This window comes from Thiothrix eikelboomii (assembly GCF_900167255.1).
GTDB classification, from domain to species: domain Bacteria; phylum Pseudomonadota; class Gammaproteobacteria; order Thiotrichales; family Thiotrichaceae; genus Thiolinea; species Thiolinea eikelboomii.
Genome location: NZ_FUYB01000017.1, coordinates 82,158 through 98,432 on the forward strand (window position 1 = coordinate 82,158; position 16,275 = coordinate 98,432).

The following is a 16,275-nucleotide window of genomic DNA, read 5'->3' on the forward strand; positions in this document are numbered from 1 at the left end:
TCTATTCTGTGTTTAAAGTACCGCTATGGAAAATCCAAGTGCGGGTAATATTTAGCTGATCCCATTTCTTGCGAATATCAGCAGGAAGTGGTGGATAAGGTGATGCTAAGTTTACAATGCGTAGCGCTGCTTTATCCAAAATATTAAAGCCTGATGATACATCAATCTGACTATCCACAACACGACCCGCATGATCGAGCGTTACATTCAGAATCAGCTTACCACTCATATTGCGGCGAATGGCTTCTTCTGGAAAGTTAATATTCCCAATCCGCTCAATCTTTTTGATCCAACTATCAATATAGGCCGCTTCAACCGCACTTTTGGCACTGACAGCATCAATAAAATGAATGCGGGGTCGACGTGCATACTGTGCCTCTGCGGCATCAACCTCGGCTAATAATTCTGCAATTTCCCGAGCGCTATCGGCGGTAATATCAGCAATCAGTTGATTAGGGTTATCAGGTTGGTCAGGTTCTTTGCTTAATTCAGTGAAGGTGTTGCCTTTGGTTGTGAGGATTTGCGGTTCGAGTTTTGGCTGTAGGTCTTCGGTGCTTGCCTCTGATGGCACGGGTGATTCACCCGTATCAGTTGAGAGTGACGAAGCTAAGGGACTGCGTGGTTTATTGACTTCTTCTTCCGTACCACTAGCCTCTTGGTTCGCTTGTGCTAGAAAGTTTACTTCTTTCGGTGTTTCTTCACTAGGTAGTTGCACAATCGTAATATCTAAAGCTGGCGGTATCGCTAAGCGCGGTAATACTAAAGGTGCAAAGGAAATACCAAAAATAATAGCGGCATGCACTGCTAAAGCAAACGGCAGTGTTTTCATCAACGGTGTATGATTCGGTGCGTAGATCGCCTCGTTCATGGGTATCGTCTATCTAGGTAGCTAATTGATTCTATTATTAAGGCCAATACAGGTCTTTGGTTATTTACCCTATTATTTAAATAGTAACACTAGCGGTTGGGGATAGGTAGCTTTCTCTAGTAGGCACTATTTTTTCCTTAGCTGGGGCGGTGCCAAAATGGTTGCAATCCGATAACCGTCATTCGCATTGATAAAATGTTGCCCTTCACTGAGCACAGTTTCAGTCTGCCCTTGAAGCGCAAAGACTTTAGTCATGGCTTGACTGTGTGGGGGTACGACTAAATCCATTGAGTCTGGTCTTTGGCTATTACGCACAATCGCAACATAACGAATGGCTGGATGCGGCTGATGGTTGAGCCAATATAAAAAATTACCCGGGCGCTCTTCACGTAGCTCTTTAGATAGCGGTTGAGCACTGGCTAAGTCCAAACCTAAGCTTGCGGCTAATTCAGCTAGAGGTGTATTAATGGCGACCTCAGAAAAATCCGCCCAAGGTGTGCCTAGGTGTGGCGTGGCGATGGTAATGAGAGTATCGACAGGGACACTCTGGGCGGTCACTAGCCAATAGCGCCCTACCAACCCTCCTGCCGAATGCCCCACTAAACTGAGTGGCTCTTTGCGTTCTGCAGCCAGCACTCTAAGGTAATGATCCAAAACCGCCGCTTGCTGAGTGATGGAGCGCTGATTTGGTAATTCGAGAGTATAAACGACTTTTTTCGGGCGTTTAGCCAGCGGTCTGTGATTGACTACACCCTGTGGCGTTAAAATCAAATTGCCACCATCGACCCAGCCTGAGGCTTCTAAGCTTGAAGTGACATGTTGAAAACGCCAAGCCATACCCGACTCTTGAAACCCCGGAATCAATACTAAGGTTGCTGCTTTAGCACTTGCGCTAAGCAGACTAACAATCAGCACCACTAAGCCAGCAAAAAATTTCATAGAAGGTCCTTCTCGGTTAAATCGACTATTTACTGCTAGTATATCGTTTTCTTTTGCCTGACGACTGCTTGATGACTATTCGCTGTATTGCTTTTGATTTAGACGACACTTTGTGGGATTGCCACTCAGTCCTTCATCATGCGGAGCAGGCTCAGTTTCACTATCTAGAACAACATTATCCAGCTGTAGTGGCGCGCTATCCAAGTTTGGAGCAACTGATCACCAGTCGCCTCACTTACCTTGAGCAATACCCTGAGTTACAGCATGATTTGACTAGATTACGACTGCGTTGGTTGCAACAATTAGCACTTGAAACGGAGTTAGCCCCCTCAATGGCCGAGCAGGTTTTTCAAGTATTTTGGCAAGCACGTAATCAAGTTAAGCTTTTTCCGGCGGTGCTCGCCAAGCTAGAGGGTTTGTCTCAAACCTATCCCTTAGGGGTGATTACCAATGGTAATGCGAATGTCCATCAGATTGGTATTGGTCATTTATTTTGCTTTACACTCAGCTCAGCCGAAGCAGGGGTGGCCAAACCGCATCCTGCAATTTTTCAGCAAGCTTTAATGAAAGCTCAAGTGGCGGCGCATGAAATGGTTTATGTGGGTGATGACCCAGAAAAAGATGTAATTGGCGCACAGCAAGTCGGCTTGCGTACTATCTGGTTTAATCCGCAACAGCGGGAGCCGCCCATAGGATTAAAGCCTGATGCGATTATGACAAATTTTGCTGAAATAGAAGCTCTAGTTAAATTATTATAAGACTTCTAGGGCGTTCTTTTTGATTAGAATAATGTGTAACTGCCAATAGCTAGCTTCATGGATGAAGACGGACAGGATATTTTAATATGCAACACAGCCAAACCGTCAATCCTAAGTCACGTGACTTAGATACTTGGGTACAGCGCTTATGGGTTTCTAAGCAGGAGCAGGATTTAGACCTACTCTATAAGGCGCTTCGACCCTTAATAGCGCGTGGGGAATGTGAGTATTTACAGCCTTGTAGCTTAGATGTCGCTGAAAACCTGCGTTTGATGGAAGCTGAACAGCTTACACTACTCGCTGCCCTGCTTTCTGACCCGTTGTATGCTGAGCCGTTAAAACAGGGTGAGATTGAGCGTGATTATGGCAGTCAGGTGAGTCGTATCTGTGCGGGTATGTGGAGTTTGCATTCTTTTCGAGAAAATACGGCTGGGGCGGCTGATCCTACCCAAAAAGAACAAGCCGAACTCGTGCGTAATATGTTGTTGGCGATGGTCGGTGATATACGCGCCGTGCTAATCAAATTGGCTTGGCAATTACAATATTTACGGCTATTAGCACGAGAAGAGTTAAGCCCTGTGCATATGCATGCGGCCAATTTAACCATGATGCTGTTTGCACCTTTAGCGAATCGTCTAGGGATTAGTCAGGTTAAATGGGAGTTAGAAGATTTATCGTTCCGTTTTTTAGAGCCACAACAATATAAAAGTATTGCCAAAGCGCTCGCAAATACCCGCTTACAACGCGAAAACTATATTCAAGAGTTTATTCAGACGATTCAGGTCATGTTGGCAGAGGCCAATATTAAAGCCACAGTCTATGGTCGCCCTAAGCATATCTATAGTATTTGGAAGAAGATGCAGCGCAAGCATGTAAGTATTGAGCAATTATATGATTTACGTGCGATTAGAATCATTGTGGACGATAACGATGCTTGCTATCAAGTGCTGGGTCTGGTTCATGCCCGTTGGGCGCACATTCAAGAGGAATTTGACAATTATATTGATCATGCTAAATCGAATGGCTATCAGTCAATTCATACGGTGGTGATTGGTTCTGCAGATCGACCGGTAGAAATCCAAATTCGTACTCAAGAGATGCATCAGTTTGCTGAGCTTGGGGTCGCTGCTCATTGGCGTTATAAAGAAGGTGGCCGCTATGATCGCAACTTAGAGCGGGTGATTAACTCTATGCGGCGCTTGCTCGATGCGGATGTGGATGATGGGGAGCTAATCGAAGACTTTCAGGCAGAGTTATTTTCTGATCGGGTATTTGTGGTGACACCCAAGGGTAAGATCGTTGATCTTATTAAAGGCGCAACCCCGATTGACTTTGCTTACGCTATTCACACAGATATAGGTCATCGCTGCCATAGTGCGAAAGTGAATGATCGGCTGACCTCACTGAATTATGAGCTTAAAAATGCTGACAAAGTTGAAATAATCACCAATAAAGAACCAAGGCCAAAAATGAATTGGTTGAATAGTAGCCTTGGTTTTGTGAAAGCACCGCGTACTCGGCAAAAAATTAATCACTGGTTTCGCCAACAAAACCATGAGCGTAATTATCAAGAGGGTGTAGCGATTTTAGAGCGGGAAAAGCACAAATTGAATTTCCCGAATCTCAAGGCACAGGATTTATTTCAGCAGTTCGGGCGGCAAAATGAACGTGATTTTCTGATTGCATTGGGGCGTGGGGATATTAGCCCTAAGCAGTTTTCTGATTCACTGCTGCGTTCGCGTTCGACTGAAATACCGATTCGTAAGATTAAAAAAGTTGCTCTAAGCAAGCCAGTCGGCGGAGTGGTGGTACAAGGTGTAGCCGATTTAGTCACACAAATAGCGCAATGCTGCCAACCCTTGCAAGGTGAGGCTATTATTGGCTATATCACGATTGGTCGGGGTGTCTCCGTCCATCGAGTAGATTGTAAAAATATCCTTCATCTAAATGAGGAACAGAAAAAACGTTTAGTTGATGTGAGCTGGAGGGGGGGGACAATGGATTACGCAGTTGATATTCAAGTGAGTGGAGAAAACAAACCGGGATTAGTTCGTGATGTTGCCGATGTCTTAGCTCGGCTCAATATTAATATTCACGAAATTAATACCTTGCCAAGAGAAAATGAAGAAATATCCTTCATTAACTTAACGATTCAAATTCAAGATATTGAACAATTGTCTGAGGTATTAGAGAAATTAATGCAATTACCTTCGGTGCAAGATGCTCAGCGCCGTTCGTAAACTAAGCGCTAGAGCTAGGTTGGTCTCAGTTAAAAACTGACCAGCACCGAGGTGGTTTGCCCAGCCCGTAATACGGTTAATTGGGCACTAGCACTCGTTAATAAGCCTTGCATAGCCTGCAAGCTAGATGAATTACTGTTTAGCGGTGTGCCATTAATCCCCGTGACAACATCCCCGGCCTGTAAACCCGTTTGTCTAAATAAAGCCTCGTTCTGCCCTGGGGTTACTCTAAACCCTGTCAATTGGCCTCGGTCAGAAACAGGGCTAGGCCGAATCACTTCTAACAGTTTTAAATTGTTTTGTGCCACTTGTTGACGAAAACTGCCTAACTCAGAAGCACTCCCTGCATTAGCTTCAGGGTCAACCTGTGGCATTGGTGGTGGAACCGCCCCCGGCGGCACAGGTGCTGCAGGTGCACCTTCTTCAGCATCTTCTTCAACTTCTTCTTGCTGAAGTTGTTGTTGCTGTGCTTCTTGCTGTTGCAGCATTAATTGATCAGGAATGATTTCTGGTTCTGGCTCAGGGATATATTCCTCAATCGGAGCTTCGCCACCTTGGCCAGCACCACCTATAGGGGCATCGCCGAGTTTCGGCATCCCTAAGGTTTCGAGTTTTCCTTGCCAGCTAATCTCGATTTTATCAGCAAAGACCTTTTCTAACACTGCACCGTTGCTATCGGCAATAGCTTCACCAATCCCGACTACTTTTTGGGCTGCACCCCCAACTTCAATTACGGCTACCCCATTTTTATTAGGTAGCGCATAGACCCCAACCAATTTAAGGGGAACCCGTGGAGCTTCAGGGGCGGGAGCCGGAGCTGGCTCAACAACAGGAGCGGGAGCCGCTGGGGCCACAGGCGCTTGATACACCCCTAATAAATGATAATTGGCTAATTCCTGCCCTAGCTCAATCGAGCTTGCAGTGGCGGGAATCACTTCAACAGCAGGGGCAATCTCAGTTTGGTTAGCTGCAAGGTTTAGGGCGGGGTCTGCAGGAAATAAAGTCCAAGTGAGGCGCGCTAAGAGAAAACCACTGAGAATGACCAGTAAAAAAGTTACGTGGTCAGGTAGTTTTTCCAGCATACGATCCAACAGTTGTTGTTGCTTAAGCTTTTGCATAGATCAAACCTGTGCAGTCAAAAATCAACCCTAGAATATGCACGATACCAGCTTATAAACCGACGGGTTCCTTCATCAACGGAAGTCGTGGGTCGATAGCCGACCGCTGTTACTAAATCCTCGACATCAGCAAATGTGTCAGGCACATCGCCGGGCTGCAAGGGTAGAAGATTTAGCTGAGCTTTTCTACCTAAATGTGACTCCAGTGCAGCAATATAATCAAGCAGCTCAATTGGTTGCTGCTGCCCTATATTATAGACTCGCCACGGAGCAGAACTACTACTTGGATCAGGTTTTTTGCCATTCCAGGCTGAATTTTTTGTGGCAGGCTGATCCAAAACGCGAATCACACCCTCAACGATGTCATCAATATAAGTAAAATCTCGTCGATGTTTCCCGTAATTATAAACCTCAATCGTCTCACCTGCTAAAATAGCCTTGGTAAATTTCATGGGTGCCATATCAGGGCGACCCCAAGGGCCATACACCGTGAAAAACCGTAAACCGGTTGTGGGTAAAGCATAGAGATGCGAATAGGCATGTGCCATGAGTTCATTGGCTTTCTTCGAGGCCGCATACAAAGATAAGGGATGATCCACATTATCATGTACAGAGTACGGCATGGCTTCATTAGCTCCATACACTGAACTAGACGAGGCATAAACGAGATGTTTAATCCGTTGTTGACGGCAGCCTTCGAGAATATGCGCAAAGCCGACGAGATTACTGTCGATATAAGCGAGCGGATTCTCTAGAGAATAGCGGACACCTGCTTGAGCGGCTAAGTGCACTACGCTATCAAAAGGTTGCTCAGCAAAAAGTTTAGCGATCCCCTCCCGATCCGCCACATCCATTAGTATAAACTGGAAGCTCTGCTGGCTAGCTTGCTCGTGAATCTGTTGTAAGCGACTCTGTTTCAAGGCGACAGAGTAATAATTATTTAAATTATCTAAACCAATGACCGTATCGCCACGTTTTAACAACGCGAGGGCGACATGCATTCCAATAAAACCTGCAGCACCGGTAACAAGAACATGCATGGCTAAAATCTCTCAGTTTGACTGGGTGAGGAGTGTAGCGACTTCTTGATATTTTTCAGCGGTTTTTTCGACAATCGCGCTAGGTAAGTAGGGGCCGGGATCGGTTTTATCCCAATCTAGAGTATCTAGGTAATCACGCACAAACTGTTTATCGAAAGAGGGTGGATTGCTGCCTAATTGATAGTGCTCAGCTGGCCAGAAGCGCGAAGAGTCTGGGGTTAGGATTTCATCAATTAAGACTAAGTTGCCTTGCGGGTCAAGGCCGAATTCAAATTTAGTATCGGCGATAATAATCTTGCGCTCTAAAGCGTAGGCTGCTGCTTGTTGATAAAGTTCTATACTGACTTTACGCACTTGTTCGGCAAGGTCTTTGCCCAGTTTTGCTTCCACTTGTGCAAAGCTAATATTGATGTCATGCAGACCCACCTCGGCTTTAGTGGAGGGGGTAAATATCGGTTGTGGCAATTTTTCAGCCAGCTGTAAACCTGCTGGTAAAGCTAAGCCGCAAACCGTACCCGTTAGCTGGTAATCTTTCCAGCCAGAACCAATTAAATAGCCACGTACAATCGCTTCAATAGGTAAGGGTTTCAGGCGCTTCACTAGCATACTGCGCCCTGTTAGGATCTGTTTTTCTTCAGCCGTCAAGGGCAAATCATCCAAACTCAGCTGGCTTAAATGATTCGGAATAATAGCGTTTAGTTTATCAAACCAGAATAAAGCTACTTGAGTGAGAATCTTGCCTTTATTTGGAATCGGTGTCGGCATTACTACATCAAAAGCGGAGAGGCGGTCGGTCGTTACAATCAGCAGATGCTGATCATCAATCGCATAAATGTCTCGTACTTTACCGCGTGCTAGCAGGGCTAGATTTTGCAGGTTAGTTTCAAGGACTGGGGTGGCTGAATTTAAGATACTGACAGATTGGCTCATTGCTGCATAAAGTAGTGAGAAATGGATTAAGCCGTTATACTATCAGATTTTTTGTTTGATAAGGGTAGCAAGATGATGCAACCACTCGTAGGGGTGGTCATGGGCAGTAATAGTGACTGGAAAGTCATGTCCAAGGCCGTTGAACTGCTAGAGCAGTTTGGAGTAGCGCACGAATATCGAGTCGTGTCGGCGCACCGTACCCCTGACTTGCTGTTTGAATATGCCAGTACGGCACAAGATCGTGGTTTACAATGCATTATCGCTGGAGCAGGTGGTGCTGCCCATTTGCCGGGGATGTTGGCGGCTAAGACACCGATTCCGGTGCTAGGTGTTCCCGTGCCTTCCCGCTATTTGAATGGTCAGGATTCGCTTTATTCGATTGTACAAATGCCCAAAGGAATTCCGGTGGCAACTTTTGCAATTGGTGAGGCGGGTGCAGCGAATGCCGCTTTATTTGCGATAGCACAATTAGCCTTACACGAGAGCGGTTTAGCGAAGCAATTAGCCGAGTTTCGCCAAGCTCAGTGCGAATTCGCTTTGAATATGCCCTTACCGCCACCTGCGGAATCGGCTTAGATGGCTTAGATTTTTATCTGGTGTTTCTGTTGTGTATTTAGCTAAGTGAGTGGCGAGTTAATGCTTCTTCCCGGTTCGACGATTGGTATGCTCGGTGGTGGGCAGTTAGGGCGTATGTTTACCATAGCAGCGCGTAATTTAGGTTACAAAGTTATCGTGCTTGAGCCTGATCCGTTAAGTCCTGCGGGGCAGTTAGCGGATCAGCATCTATGCGCAGCGTATGACGATGAGCAGGCTTTGCAACAGTTTGGTGAGCAATGCGCGGTAGTCACCACTGAGTTTGAGAATATCCCCGCCAAAACTTTGGAGTTTTTAACGCAGTTCTGCCCTGTACGTCCTGCCGCAGCCGCTGTACAAGTGACACAAGATCGGTTGGTAGAAAAGGAATTTATTCGCAGTTGTGGCTTATCACCTGCCGCCTTTGCACCGATTCGCCAGCTGGCGGATATTCCTAAGGCCTGCACACAGATTAATTTCCCAGCCATTTTGAAAACAGCTCGTTTAGGTTATGACGGTAAGGGGCAAATACTTGTAAATAGCCCAGCCGAGCTAGAGCTGGCTTTTCAACAGTTAAACGCCGTTGACTGTGTATTAGAACAGCGTATTGAGCTGGAAAAAGAAGTTTCAGTGATACTTGCACGCAGTGTGACTGGTGCGATGCAGTGCTTTCCGGTCGCTGAAAACTTGCATCGAAATGGTATTTTGCATCAAACCCTCGCTCCCGCCCGAATTAGCGCCGAACTTGCAGAGCAAGCTAAGCAAGCGGCACAAAGTCTGGCGACAAAATTAGAGTTTGTCGGGGTGATGGCGGTTGAGTTTTTTGTGACCTGCCAAGGTGAGCTATTAGTCAATGAGCTTGCACCCCGTACCCATAATAGTGGTCATTACACCCTCGATGCTTGTATCAGTTCGCAATTTGAGCAGCAAGTGCGGATGGTTTGCGCATTACCTTTTGCAGATACTCGCTTACATACTCCCGTGGTGATGACCAACCTTTTAGGGGATTTATGGGGGAGTAGTCAGCCAGTTTGGGATGAGTTATTGGCCAGTCCTAATAGCAAGCTCCATTTATATGGCAAACATGCAGCCCGTGCTGGGCGAAAAATGGGACATTTTTGTACCCTTGCCCCCGATTTGCAGAGCGCTCTTGCTGAAGCTAATCGGATTTTTGCTCGTTTACAGCAGGTTTAAAGGATGACGGATAGCAACTATTTACGCGAAATTCGTCAGGATATTCGCTTTGAAGCTGAGTTATGTGGTCAGACGTTTAGTTTTTTAAGTACTTGGGGTATTTTTTCGCCACGTGAAATTGATGAAGGCACCGAGTTACTGCTCAAGTATATCGAAATTAATCCAACCGATGATTGCTTTGATTTAGGTTGTGGTTATGGTCCTGTAGGGCTTGCGATGGCGAAATTAGCGCCTCAAGGTAAAACTTTGATGGTGGATAAGGATTTTATGGCGGTTGAATACAGCAATCGTAATGCGCAGCTGAATAAGCTAGCTAATGCGCAAGCCATGCTCAGTAATGGTTTCCAGCATATTGATCCGAGCTTACGTTTTGATGTGATTGCATCTAATATTCCTGCCAAAGTCGGTAAGGAGATGATGACGATCTTGCTACAGGATATGAACAAGCATCTGAAGCCGGGTGGCCGGATTTACTTGGTGACCATCAATGGTTTACGCGAGTACATGAAGCGTAATCTGCAAGAAGTGTTTGGTAATTATAGTAAACTCAAGCAGGGCAAGAACTATACGATCGCTTACAGTGAGCGGCGTTAGGCTAGTTCATCGCTGGTTTTTTCAAGTTCGTCCTGAAATTTAAGTTATTTGCTTAATAAAATTCTCTATTAACCATGCCTGAACTATACTTCAAGCTGTTCCGACTTAGAAAAGCGGACTTTATTAACCTAGTAATCAGGAGTATGGCATGGGTCTCGTTGAGATTTTAATCATGTTGGCGATTGGTGCTGTAGCAGGTTGGCTGGCAGGCAATCTGATTCGTGGCGGTGGTTTTGGTTTAATCGGTAATATTGTGGTGGGTTTAATCGGCTCAGTCATTGGTACCTTTATTGGTGGCATGGTCAGTGGTGCGATGAATCTGAATATTCCGGGTATCGTAGGTTCAATTATTTGGGCTACTATCGGTGCGGTGTTACTGCTGTTCATTGTTAGTTTGTTCAAGCGCGTGTAAACAGGCTATTGCTGAGCAAGTACTTTTGGAGGAGTACTTGCTCAGAACCTCTGGTGACTCCGCATTTTTAGTGGGAGTAACTGCTAGTTTTCTTGTTTTTTTGTTTTTTCTTAGTCGCTGCTTAGTTCTTTTTTACCTTCACTCAAGTTCACCTTCATAAACTCAGGTTTTTATACTTCTCTCTCTTGCTTGATCCGAGTAAAGTAAAAGGCTTTCCTTTTCTTATCACCGCAGGACAATCAAATGGCTGACGAATTATCCCAAGCTGCGTTGGATTATCACCGCTATCCAACCCCGGGCAAATTGGAAGTTACTCCAACTAAAAATATGGTTAACCAACGCGATTTAGCTTTAGCCTATTCGCCGGGCGTGGCCGCTGCGAGCTTAGCGATTGCAGAAAATCCAGCGTGTGCAGCCGATTACACTACCCGTGGCAATTTGGTGGCTGTGATTTCTAATGGAACAGCGGTGCTCGGTTTAGGTTCAATTGGTGCTTTAGCCTCTAAACCGGTGATGGAAGGTAAGGCGGTACTGTTTAAAAAATTTGCAGGGGTAAATGCCTTTGATATTGAAGTCGATACCTTAGATGTGGGTCGCTTTGTGGATGCGGTTAGCTTGCTAGAGCCTACTTTTGGCGGGATCAATCTAGAAGATATTAAAGCCCCTGAATGTTTCGAGGTTGAAAAGCGCTTAAAAGCCATCATGAAAATCCCTGTATTCCATGATGATCAGCATGGAACAGCGATTTGTGTAGCTGCCGCGATTCGCAATGGTTTGCGGGTAGCCGGTAAGAACATTGGGGAAATAAAATTTGTCTGTTCAGGTGCAGGAGCAGCCGCGATTGCCTGTTTGAATTTGTTAGTTGAAATGGGGTTAAAGAAAGAAAACATCACGGTCAATGATCGCTTTGGGATCATTTACAAGGGGCGTGTGGATGAAATGAACCCCTATAATTCAGCCTATGCGATTGAAACGGAGGCTCGTACTTTAGATGATGTGATGGATGATGTGGATGTCTTCTTAGGCTTGTCTGCTCCCGGTGTGTTAAAGCAAGAGCATGTTAAGCGCATGGCGGCTAATCCGTTGATTCTGGCCTTAGCAAATCCTGAGCCAGAAATTCGCCCTGAGTTGGTGCATGCGGTGCGTGGTGATGCGATTATGGCTACGGGGCGCAGCGATTATCCGAACCAAGTGAATAATGTACTCTGCTTCCCGTTCTTATTTCGGGGGGCTTTAGATGTGGGCGCGACCGAAATCAATGACGCTATGAAAATTGCAGTAGTGGATGCGATTGGTGATTTAGCGATGCGTGAAGCGGCTGACACGGTGGTGGCGGCTTATGGTGGCAAAGCCTTTAGTTTTGGGCGCGAGTATTTAATTCCTAAACCCTTCGATCCGCGCTTAATGACGATTATTCCGCCGAGAGTCGCCAAGGCAGCTATGGATACGGGGGTTGCTACCCGTCCCATTGAAGACTTCGATGCTTATCAACGCCAACTCGAGACCTTTGTATTCCGCTCTGGAATGACGATGAAACCCGTTTTTGAATTGGCAAAGCGTAATCAGCAACGGATTGTTTTTGCAGAAGGTGAATCCCAGCGGGTGATCAATGCCGTACAAATTCTCGTCGATGATGGTATTTGCAAACCTATTCTCTTGGGTGATCCGGCCAGTATTCAGCAGAATATTGATAACTACGGCCTACGTTTAAAAGTTGGCGAAAATATCGAGGTGATTGACCCACGTAACAACCCTGAGTATAAAAAGCATAAGCAAGCTTACTATGAATTGATGTGTCGTAAGGGGATTACACCTTCGTATTCTAAGCGGGTGATTGCAACGCGCAATACGGCACTCGCGGCGATTATGGTGCGAGCAGGTGATGCGGATGCGATGTTATGTGGGGTGGAAGGTAACTATATTTCTCACTTACGTTATATCCGTGATTTGATTGGCGCTCGCCCCGGCCTAGCGGATGTAGCAGCGGTCACGATGTTGATTCTGAAAAGAGGTACTTATTTCCTCACTGATACGCATGTCAGTGTGAATCCCACCGCCACCCAGATTGCTGATAGTACCGCCTTGGCCGCCGAACTTATGGCAGGTTTTGGGATGGAACCAAAAGCTGCGTTGCTCTCACATTCTAATTTTGGGAGTCGCCAAAATGAACATTCAGAGAAAATGCGTCAAGCGCTGCAAATCTTGCGCGATAAATATCCGCAGATTTTAGCAGAGGGTGAAATGCACGCCGATGCGGCACTGTCGCAAGAAATTCGGGATCGTTTATTTAAAAACTCAGCCTTCACTGGGGAGGCTAATTTATTGGTCTGCCCTTCTTTGAATGCGGCGAATATTGCTTACAATATGACGAAAATGCTAGCAGATGGTTTACCCGTAGGCCCGATGTTAGTCGGCACTAATTATCCAGCGCATATTCTCACTGAAAGTACGACGGTGCGCGGCATTGTTAATATGGCAGCCTATGCTAGTCTTGATGCTATGCATCGGAAAGGTTAAACCATCAGTTAAACCGTAAACCACTTAAGGGTAATTCAAGTGTGGATTACCCCAGTCGTTGAGTCAATAAGGCCGCAGAGACACTGGGATACTGGGCTTTAACGACTTGAATAATGGGCAAACTTGAATCCTAAGCCATTCTAGCCCATGCTTAGTGCTTATCGTGATTGCTGAATAAAGAGTTCGATATGACTGCCAAAACACCGAGCGTTCCGTTAATTAAAATTCCGATTACTGCACAGGTTGAATCATTGCGCCCGCATTATACACCTGAGCAAAAACTAGTAATCAAAGCCAAGATTGCTGAAAAGCTCAAAGAGCAAGATGCGGTCTTGATTGCGCACTATTATGTTGATCGGGATCTGCAAGAATTAGCTGAAGCCACCGGCGGCTATGTTTCTGATTCATTAGATATGGCGCGGTTCGGCCATGAGCATCCGGCCAAGACTTTGATCGTTGCCGGGGTACGCTTCATGGGGGAGACTGCCAAGATTCTCAATCCCGAAAAGCGCGTGCTGATGCCTACCTTAGAGGCTGAATGCTCTTTGGATTTAGAATGCCCCGCCGCTTCATTTTATCAATTCTGTGATCAACATCCTGAGCGCACAGTGGTGGTCTATTCCAATACCAGTGCAGCTGTTAAAGCCCGCGCTGATTATGTGGTCACTTCAAGCATTGCGGTTGAGCTAATTTCTTGGCTGGATGAGCAAGGCAAAAAAATCCTTTGGGCACCAGATCGGCATTTAGGTCGCTATATTCAGCAAGTTACGGGCGCGGATATGTTGCTTTGGCAAGGTGCTTGTATCGTCCATGATGAATTTAAGCATTTAGCATTGGCTGAACTAAAAGAAAAATACCCTGAAGCGGGGGTATTGGTTCATCCTGAATCACCTGAAAAAGTCATTCAGCTCGCCGATGCCGTCGGCTCAACCACGCAACTCATTAAAGCCGCCCAAACCTTACCGCATCCGCGCTTTATCGTCGCGACCGATAGCGGTATTTTCTACAAGATGCAACAAGCCGCGCCGGATAAAGAGTTTATCGCCGCCCCAACTATGGGCGAGGGTGCGACTTGTAAGAGCTGCGCCCATTGCCCGTGGATGGCTATGAATGGCCTGCATAATCTATTGCAAGTTTTAGAAACGGGTAAAAATGAAATCTTCGTGGAGGAGGCAATTCGGGTGAAGGCTTTGCGCTCCACCCAACGGATGCTCGATTTCGCCAAATTGCGCCGTAGCTAAGCTTTAAGCGAGTACTTGGGCCATTAAAGCCCGTACTGAACCTAAGCCAGTAGCAACGCCATTACTGCCGTGGCCTGCATTAATATAGAGGCCACGAATCGTCGGGTGTTCCCCCATAAACGGCTCATCATTTTCCGAGAAGGATAATAAGCTACTCCAATGATTATGAATGGGTAGCTCAGCTAGCTCTGGCATTAATTCGCAAGCCACTCGGCGCAATTCCTGCTGGGCTTGTTCGCTCAAGGTTTTTTCCAGACCTTGAGAAGAAAACACCGAACCGCAGACAATGCGGCCATCTTTGCGTGGAATCAGATAATACTGCTGATGCACAATCATCCGTTGCAGACTACGCTTGGATGTGCGAAACATAATCGACTCCGCCAATTGCGGGCGCAGCTGCAAGGGGCTAGCTTGTACTTCAGCAAAAGCACTTGTCCATGCCCCTGCGGTCAGAATCACCTTGTGTGCTTTAAATAAATCATTGCCAAGATAAATCCCGCCGATTTGCCCATTCACACTATGTAACTGGCGCACGGCTTGATGCTGACTGACTAAAATCGGGCGCATCCGCAAGGCAGCACGCACAGCTGCATTCAAGCGGGGGCTACGAACTTGAGCGGTTTGAGGAAAATATAAAGCTTGCCCAAACTGGGAGTTAAGCTGTGGCTCGCACTGCGTTAAACTCGCGCCTTCCAAAATCTGTAGGGGATAATCCCAGATCTTAGCCCATTCTTGAGCTGCTTGATGCTGACTCGTATCCGTAATCAGCAAACCCGAGTTGAGCCACTGCGGATCAATATTAGTTTCTTGATAAAGGCGCTCACACAAAGCCGGATAATGCTTTTGGCTGTCTTTGACTAAGGCACTCACCACTGGGCTAGCCTGCCAAGGATATAAAGGGGTGATTAAGCCCCCACCGGCCCAAGACGATTCACGACCTAATTCATTCTGGTCGACCAACATAATATTCAGCCCTGCATCATGCAGGAATAAGGCGGTTAGCATGCCTTTGAGGCCGCCGCCTACAATGATGACATCTTTCATGCAATTCCTTCGGGGTTGACTGCGCTGCAGTATACCAGCCCCAAAGCCACGATTTGATTAAAACAGTTTGAACGGATGATCACGAGTTTGATCTTTGGGTGTACCTGTATTGGTGAATAAGCTCGGATCAGGCATCCCTGATTGATTCACTGGCGGGGTTGCCGCAACCGTCGTGCCATCGGGTGCAATGACCGTCGCGCCAGCACTTGCAGTTGTAGCCGTTGCGCGTTTGCCTAAGCCAAAAATATCAACCGCATTATCATGATTCTGCTCAGATAAATTCTGAACCTGAGTAAACAAAGCCGGATCTGGCATCGGATCAGGTTGTTTGACGGTCGTAGTCGGCGCAATAGCCGTCAGTGCTTGACTGGGGCCACCGACATTAAAAAAGGTCTGATCAATCGTGGTCAGCGTCTCGGCTTGAGCCAACGCACTAGCACAGCCAATCCACACTGTAGACAAAAGCAAAAGTTTATACATGGATGCTTACCTATCAAGCTAAACAGGGCGAAACGCCAATGACTTTAGTATACCGAGGAATCAGACCAACCGCCTATAAGCTTATGCGCGAGCTTTAGCTTCAGGCGGTGCTTTTGACATCCTCCAGTTGGAGGCTTTTGGAAAAAATCGCCACTCTTATGGCTTAATTTGTGTAGATCGTGATCAATAAAAAAATTCTATCACCTTTTTATTGATTTCAAGACGATACTCTTCTCAAACAGGGAAACATTCAAACGGTATGAAAGTGATTGCACTCGTTTTTATTGCCGCGTCTTAATCCCTTCTCAAACAGGGAAACATTCAAAC

Annotated in this window: 15 protein-coding genes; 8 read left to right on the top strand and 7 right to left on the bottom strand. The window is 46.3% G+C overall.

Features of this window, described 5'->3' with window-relative positions; all coding sequences use genetic code 11:
• Nucleotide 1: 1 nt before the first annotated feature.
• Together B5D50_RS14840 and B5D50_RS14845 are read right to left on the bottom strand one after the other, a co-directional pair.
• The gene (locus tag B5D50_RS14840; protein ID WP_078923437.1) at nucleotides 2-868 is read right to left on the bottom strand and encodes a TonB family protein; all 867 of its coding nucleotides are present in this window, start codon (nucleotides 866-868) and stop codon (nucleotides 2-4) included.
• Between the two features lie 126 nt (nucleotides 869-994).
• Entirely contained in the window at nucleotides 995-1,807 is an 813-nt protein-coding gene (locus tag B5D50_RS14845; RefSeq protein ID WP_078923438.1) for an esterase/lipase family protein, read from the bottom strand.
• A 71-nt stretch (nucleotides 1,808-1,878) separates the two neighbouring features.
• On the opposite strand from B5D50_RS14845, the gene B5D50_RS14850 reads away from it, so the two are divergent.
• Both B5D50_RS14850 and B5D50_RS14855 read left to right on the top strand, forming a co-directional pair.
• A complete protein-coding gene (locus B5D50_RS14850) occupies nucleotides 1,879-2,565 on the top strand; it encodes an HAD family hydrolase (protein WP_078923439.1) in 687 nt (228 codons plus the stop codon).
• A gap of 86 nt (nucleotides 2,566-2,651) precedes the next feature.
• Entirely contained in the window at nucleotides 2,652-4,805 is a 2,154-nt protein-coding gene (locus tag B5D50_RS14855; protein ID WP_078923440.1) for a RelA/SpoT family protein, read from the top strand.
• Nucleotides 4,806-4,834: 29 nt separating this feature from the next.
• Here the strand turns inward: B5D50_RS14855 and B5D50_RS14860 are convergent, their stop codons facing one another.
• From B5D50_RS14860 to B5D50_RS14870, 3 genes are read right to left on the bottom strand one after another with little or no spacing between them, the layout of a single operon-like run.
• Nucleotides 4,835-5,923, bottom strand: a complete 1,089-nt coding sequence (locus B5D50_RS14860; protein ID WP_078923441.1) for a type II secretion system protein N — start codon at nucleotides 5,921-5,923, stop codon at nucleotides 4,835-4,837.
• A gap of 17 nt (nucleotides 5,924-5,940) precedes the next feature.
• A complete protein-coding gene (locus B5D50_RS14865; protein WP_078923442.1) occupies nucleotides 5,941-6,963 on the bottom strand; it encodes an NAD-dependent epimerase in 1,023 nt (340 codons plus the stop codon).
• Between the two features lie 12 nt (nucleotides 6,964-6,975).
• The gene (locus B5D50_RS14870; RefSeq protein WP_078923443.1) at nucleotides 6,976-7,893 is read right to left on the bottom strand and encodes a phosphoribosylaminoimidazolesuccinocarboxamide synthase; all 918 of its coding nucleotides are present in this window, start codon (nucleotides 7,891-7,893) and stop codon (nucleotides 6,976-6,978) included.
• Between the two features lie 72 nt (nucleotides 7,894-7,965).
• Between B5D50_RS14870 and purE the strand changes: the two genes are divergently transcribed.
• The 6 genes from purE (at nucleotide 7,966) to nadA (ending at nucleotide 14,424) form a co-directional block, all read left to right on the top strand.
• Nucleotides 7,966-8,469 carry a 5-(carboxyamino)imidazole ribonucleotide mutase gene (gene purE, locus B5D50_RS14875; RefSeq protein ID WP_078923444.1) on the top strand — a complete coding sequence of 168 codons (504 nt, stop codon included), beginning with the start codon at nucleotides 7,966-7,968 and terminating at the stop codon, nucleotides 8,467-8,469.
• A 60-nt stretch (nucleotides 8,470-8,529) separates the two neighbouring features.
• Nucleotides 8,530-9,660: a 5-(carboxyamino)imidazole ribonucleotide synthase gene (locus B5D50_RS14880; RefSeq protein WP_078923445.1), complete on the top strand. Its 1,131-nt coding sequence runs from the start codon at nucleotides 8,530-8,532 to the stop codon at nucleotides 9,658-9,660.
• Between the two features lie 3 nt (nucleotides 9,661-9,663).
• Entirely contained in the window at nucleotides 9,664-10,254 is a 591-nt protein-coding gene (locus B5D50_RS14885) for a class I SAM-dependent methyltransferase (RefSeq protein ID WP_078923446.1), read from the top strand.
• A 148-nt stretch (nucleotides 10,255-10,402) separates the two neighbouring features.
• A complete protein-coding gene (locus B5D50_RS14890; protein ID WP_078923447.1) occupies nucleotides 10,403-10,666 on the top strand; it encodes a GlsB/YeaQ/YmgE family stress response membrane protein in 264 nt (87 codons plus the stop codon).
• 243 nt (nucleotides 10,667-10,909) lie between these two features.
• Complete coding sequence (locus tag B5D50_RS14895; RefSeq protein ID WP_078923448.1) at nucleotides 10,910-13,183, top strand: NADP-dependent malic enzyme; 2,274 nt, start codon at nucleotides 10,910-10,912, stop codon at nucleotides 13,181-13,183.
• Nucleotides 13,184-13,350: 167 nt separating this feature from the next.
• A complete protein-coding gene (gene nadA / locus B5D50_RS14900; RefSeq protein ID WP_456119735.1) occupies nucleotides 13,351-14,424 on the top strand; it encodes a quinolinate synthase NadA in 1,074 nt (357 codons plus the stop codon).
• A 3-nt stretch (nucleotides 14,425-14,427) separates the two neighbouring features.
• Here nadA and B5D50_RS14905 read toward each other — a convergent pair whose 3' ends face one another.
• Complete coding sequence (locus B5D50_RS14905) at nucleotides 14,428-15,468, bottom strand: NAD(P)/FAD-dependent oxidoreductase (RefSeq protein WP_078923450.1); 1,041 nt, start codon at nucleotides 15,466-15,468, stop codon at nucleotides 14,428-14,430.
• A 57-nt stretch (nucleotides 15,469-15,525) separates the two neighbouring features.
• On the bottom strand, nucleotides 15,526-15,948 hold the full coding sequence (locus B5D50_RS14910) for a hypothetical protein (RefSeq protein WP_078923451.1): 423 nt from the start codon (nucleotides 15,946-15,948) through the stop codon (nucleotides 15,526-15,528).
• Nucleotides 15,949-16,275: the final 327 nt, after the last annotated feature.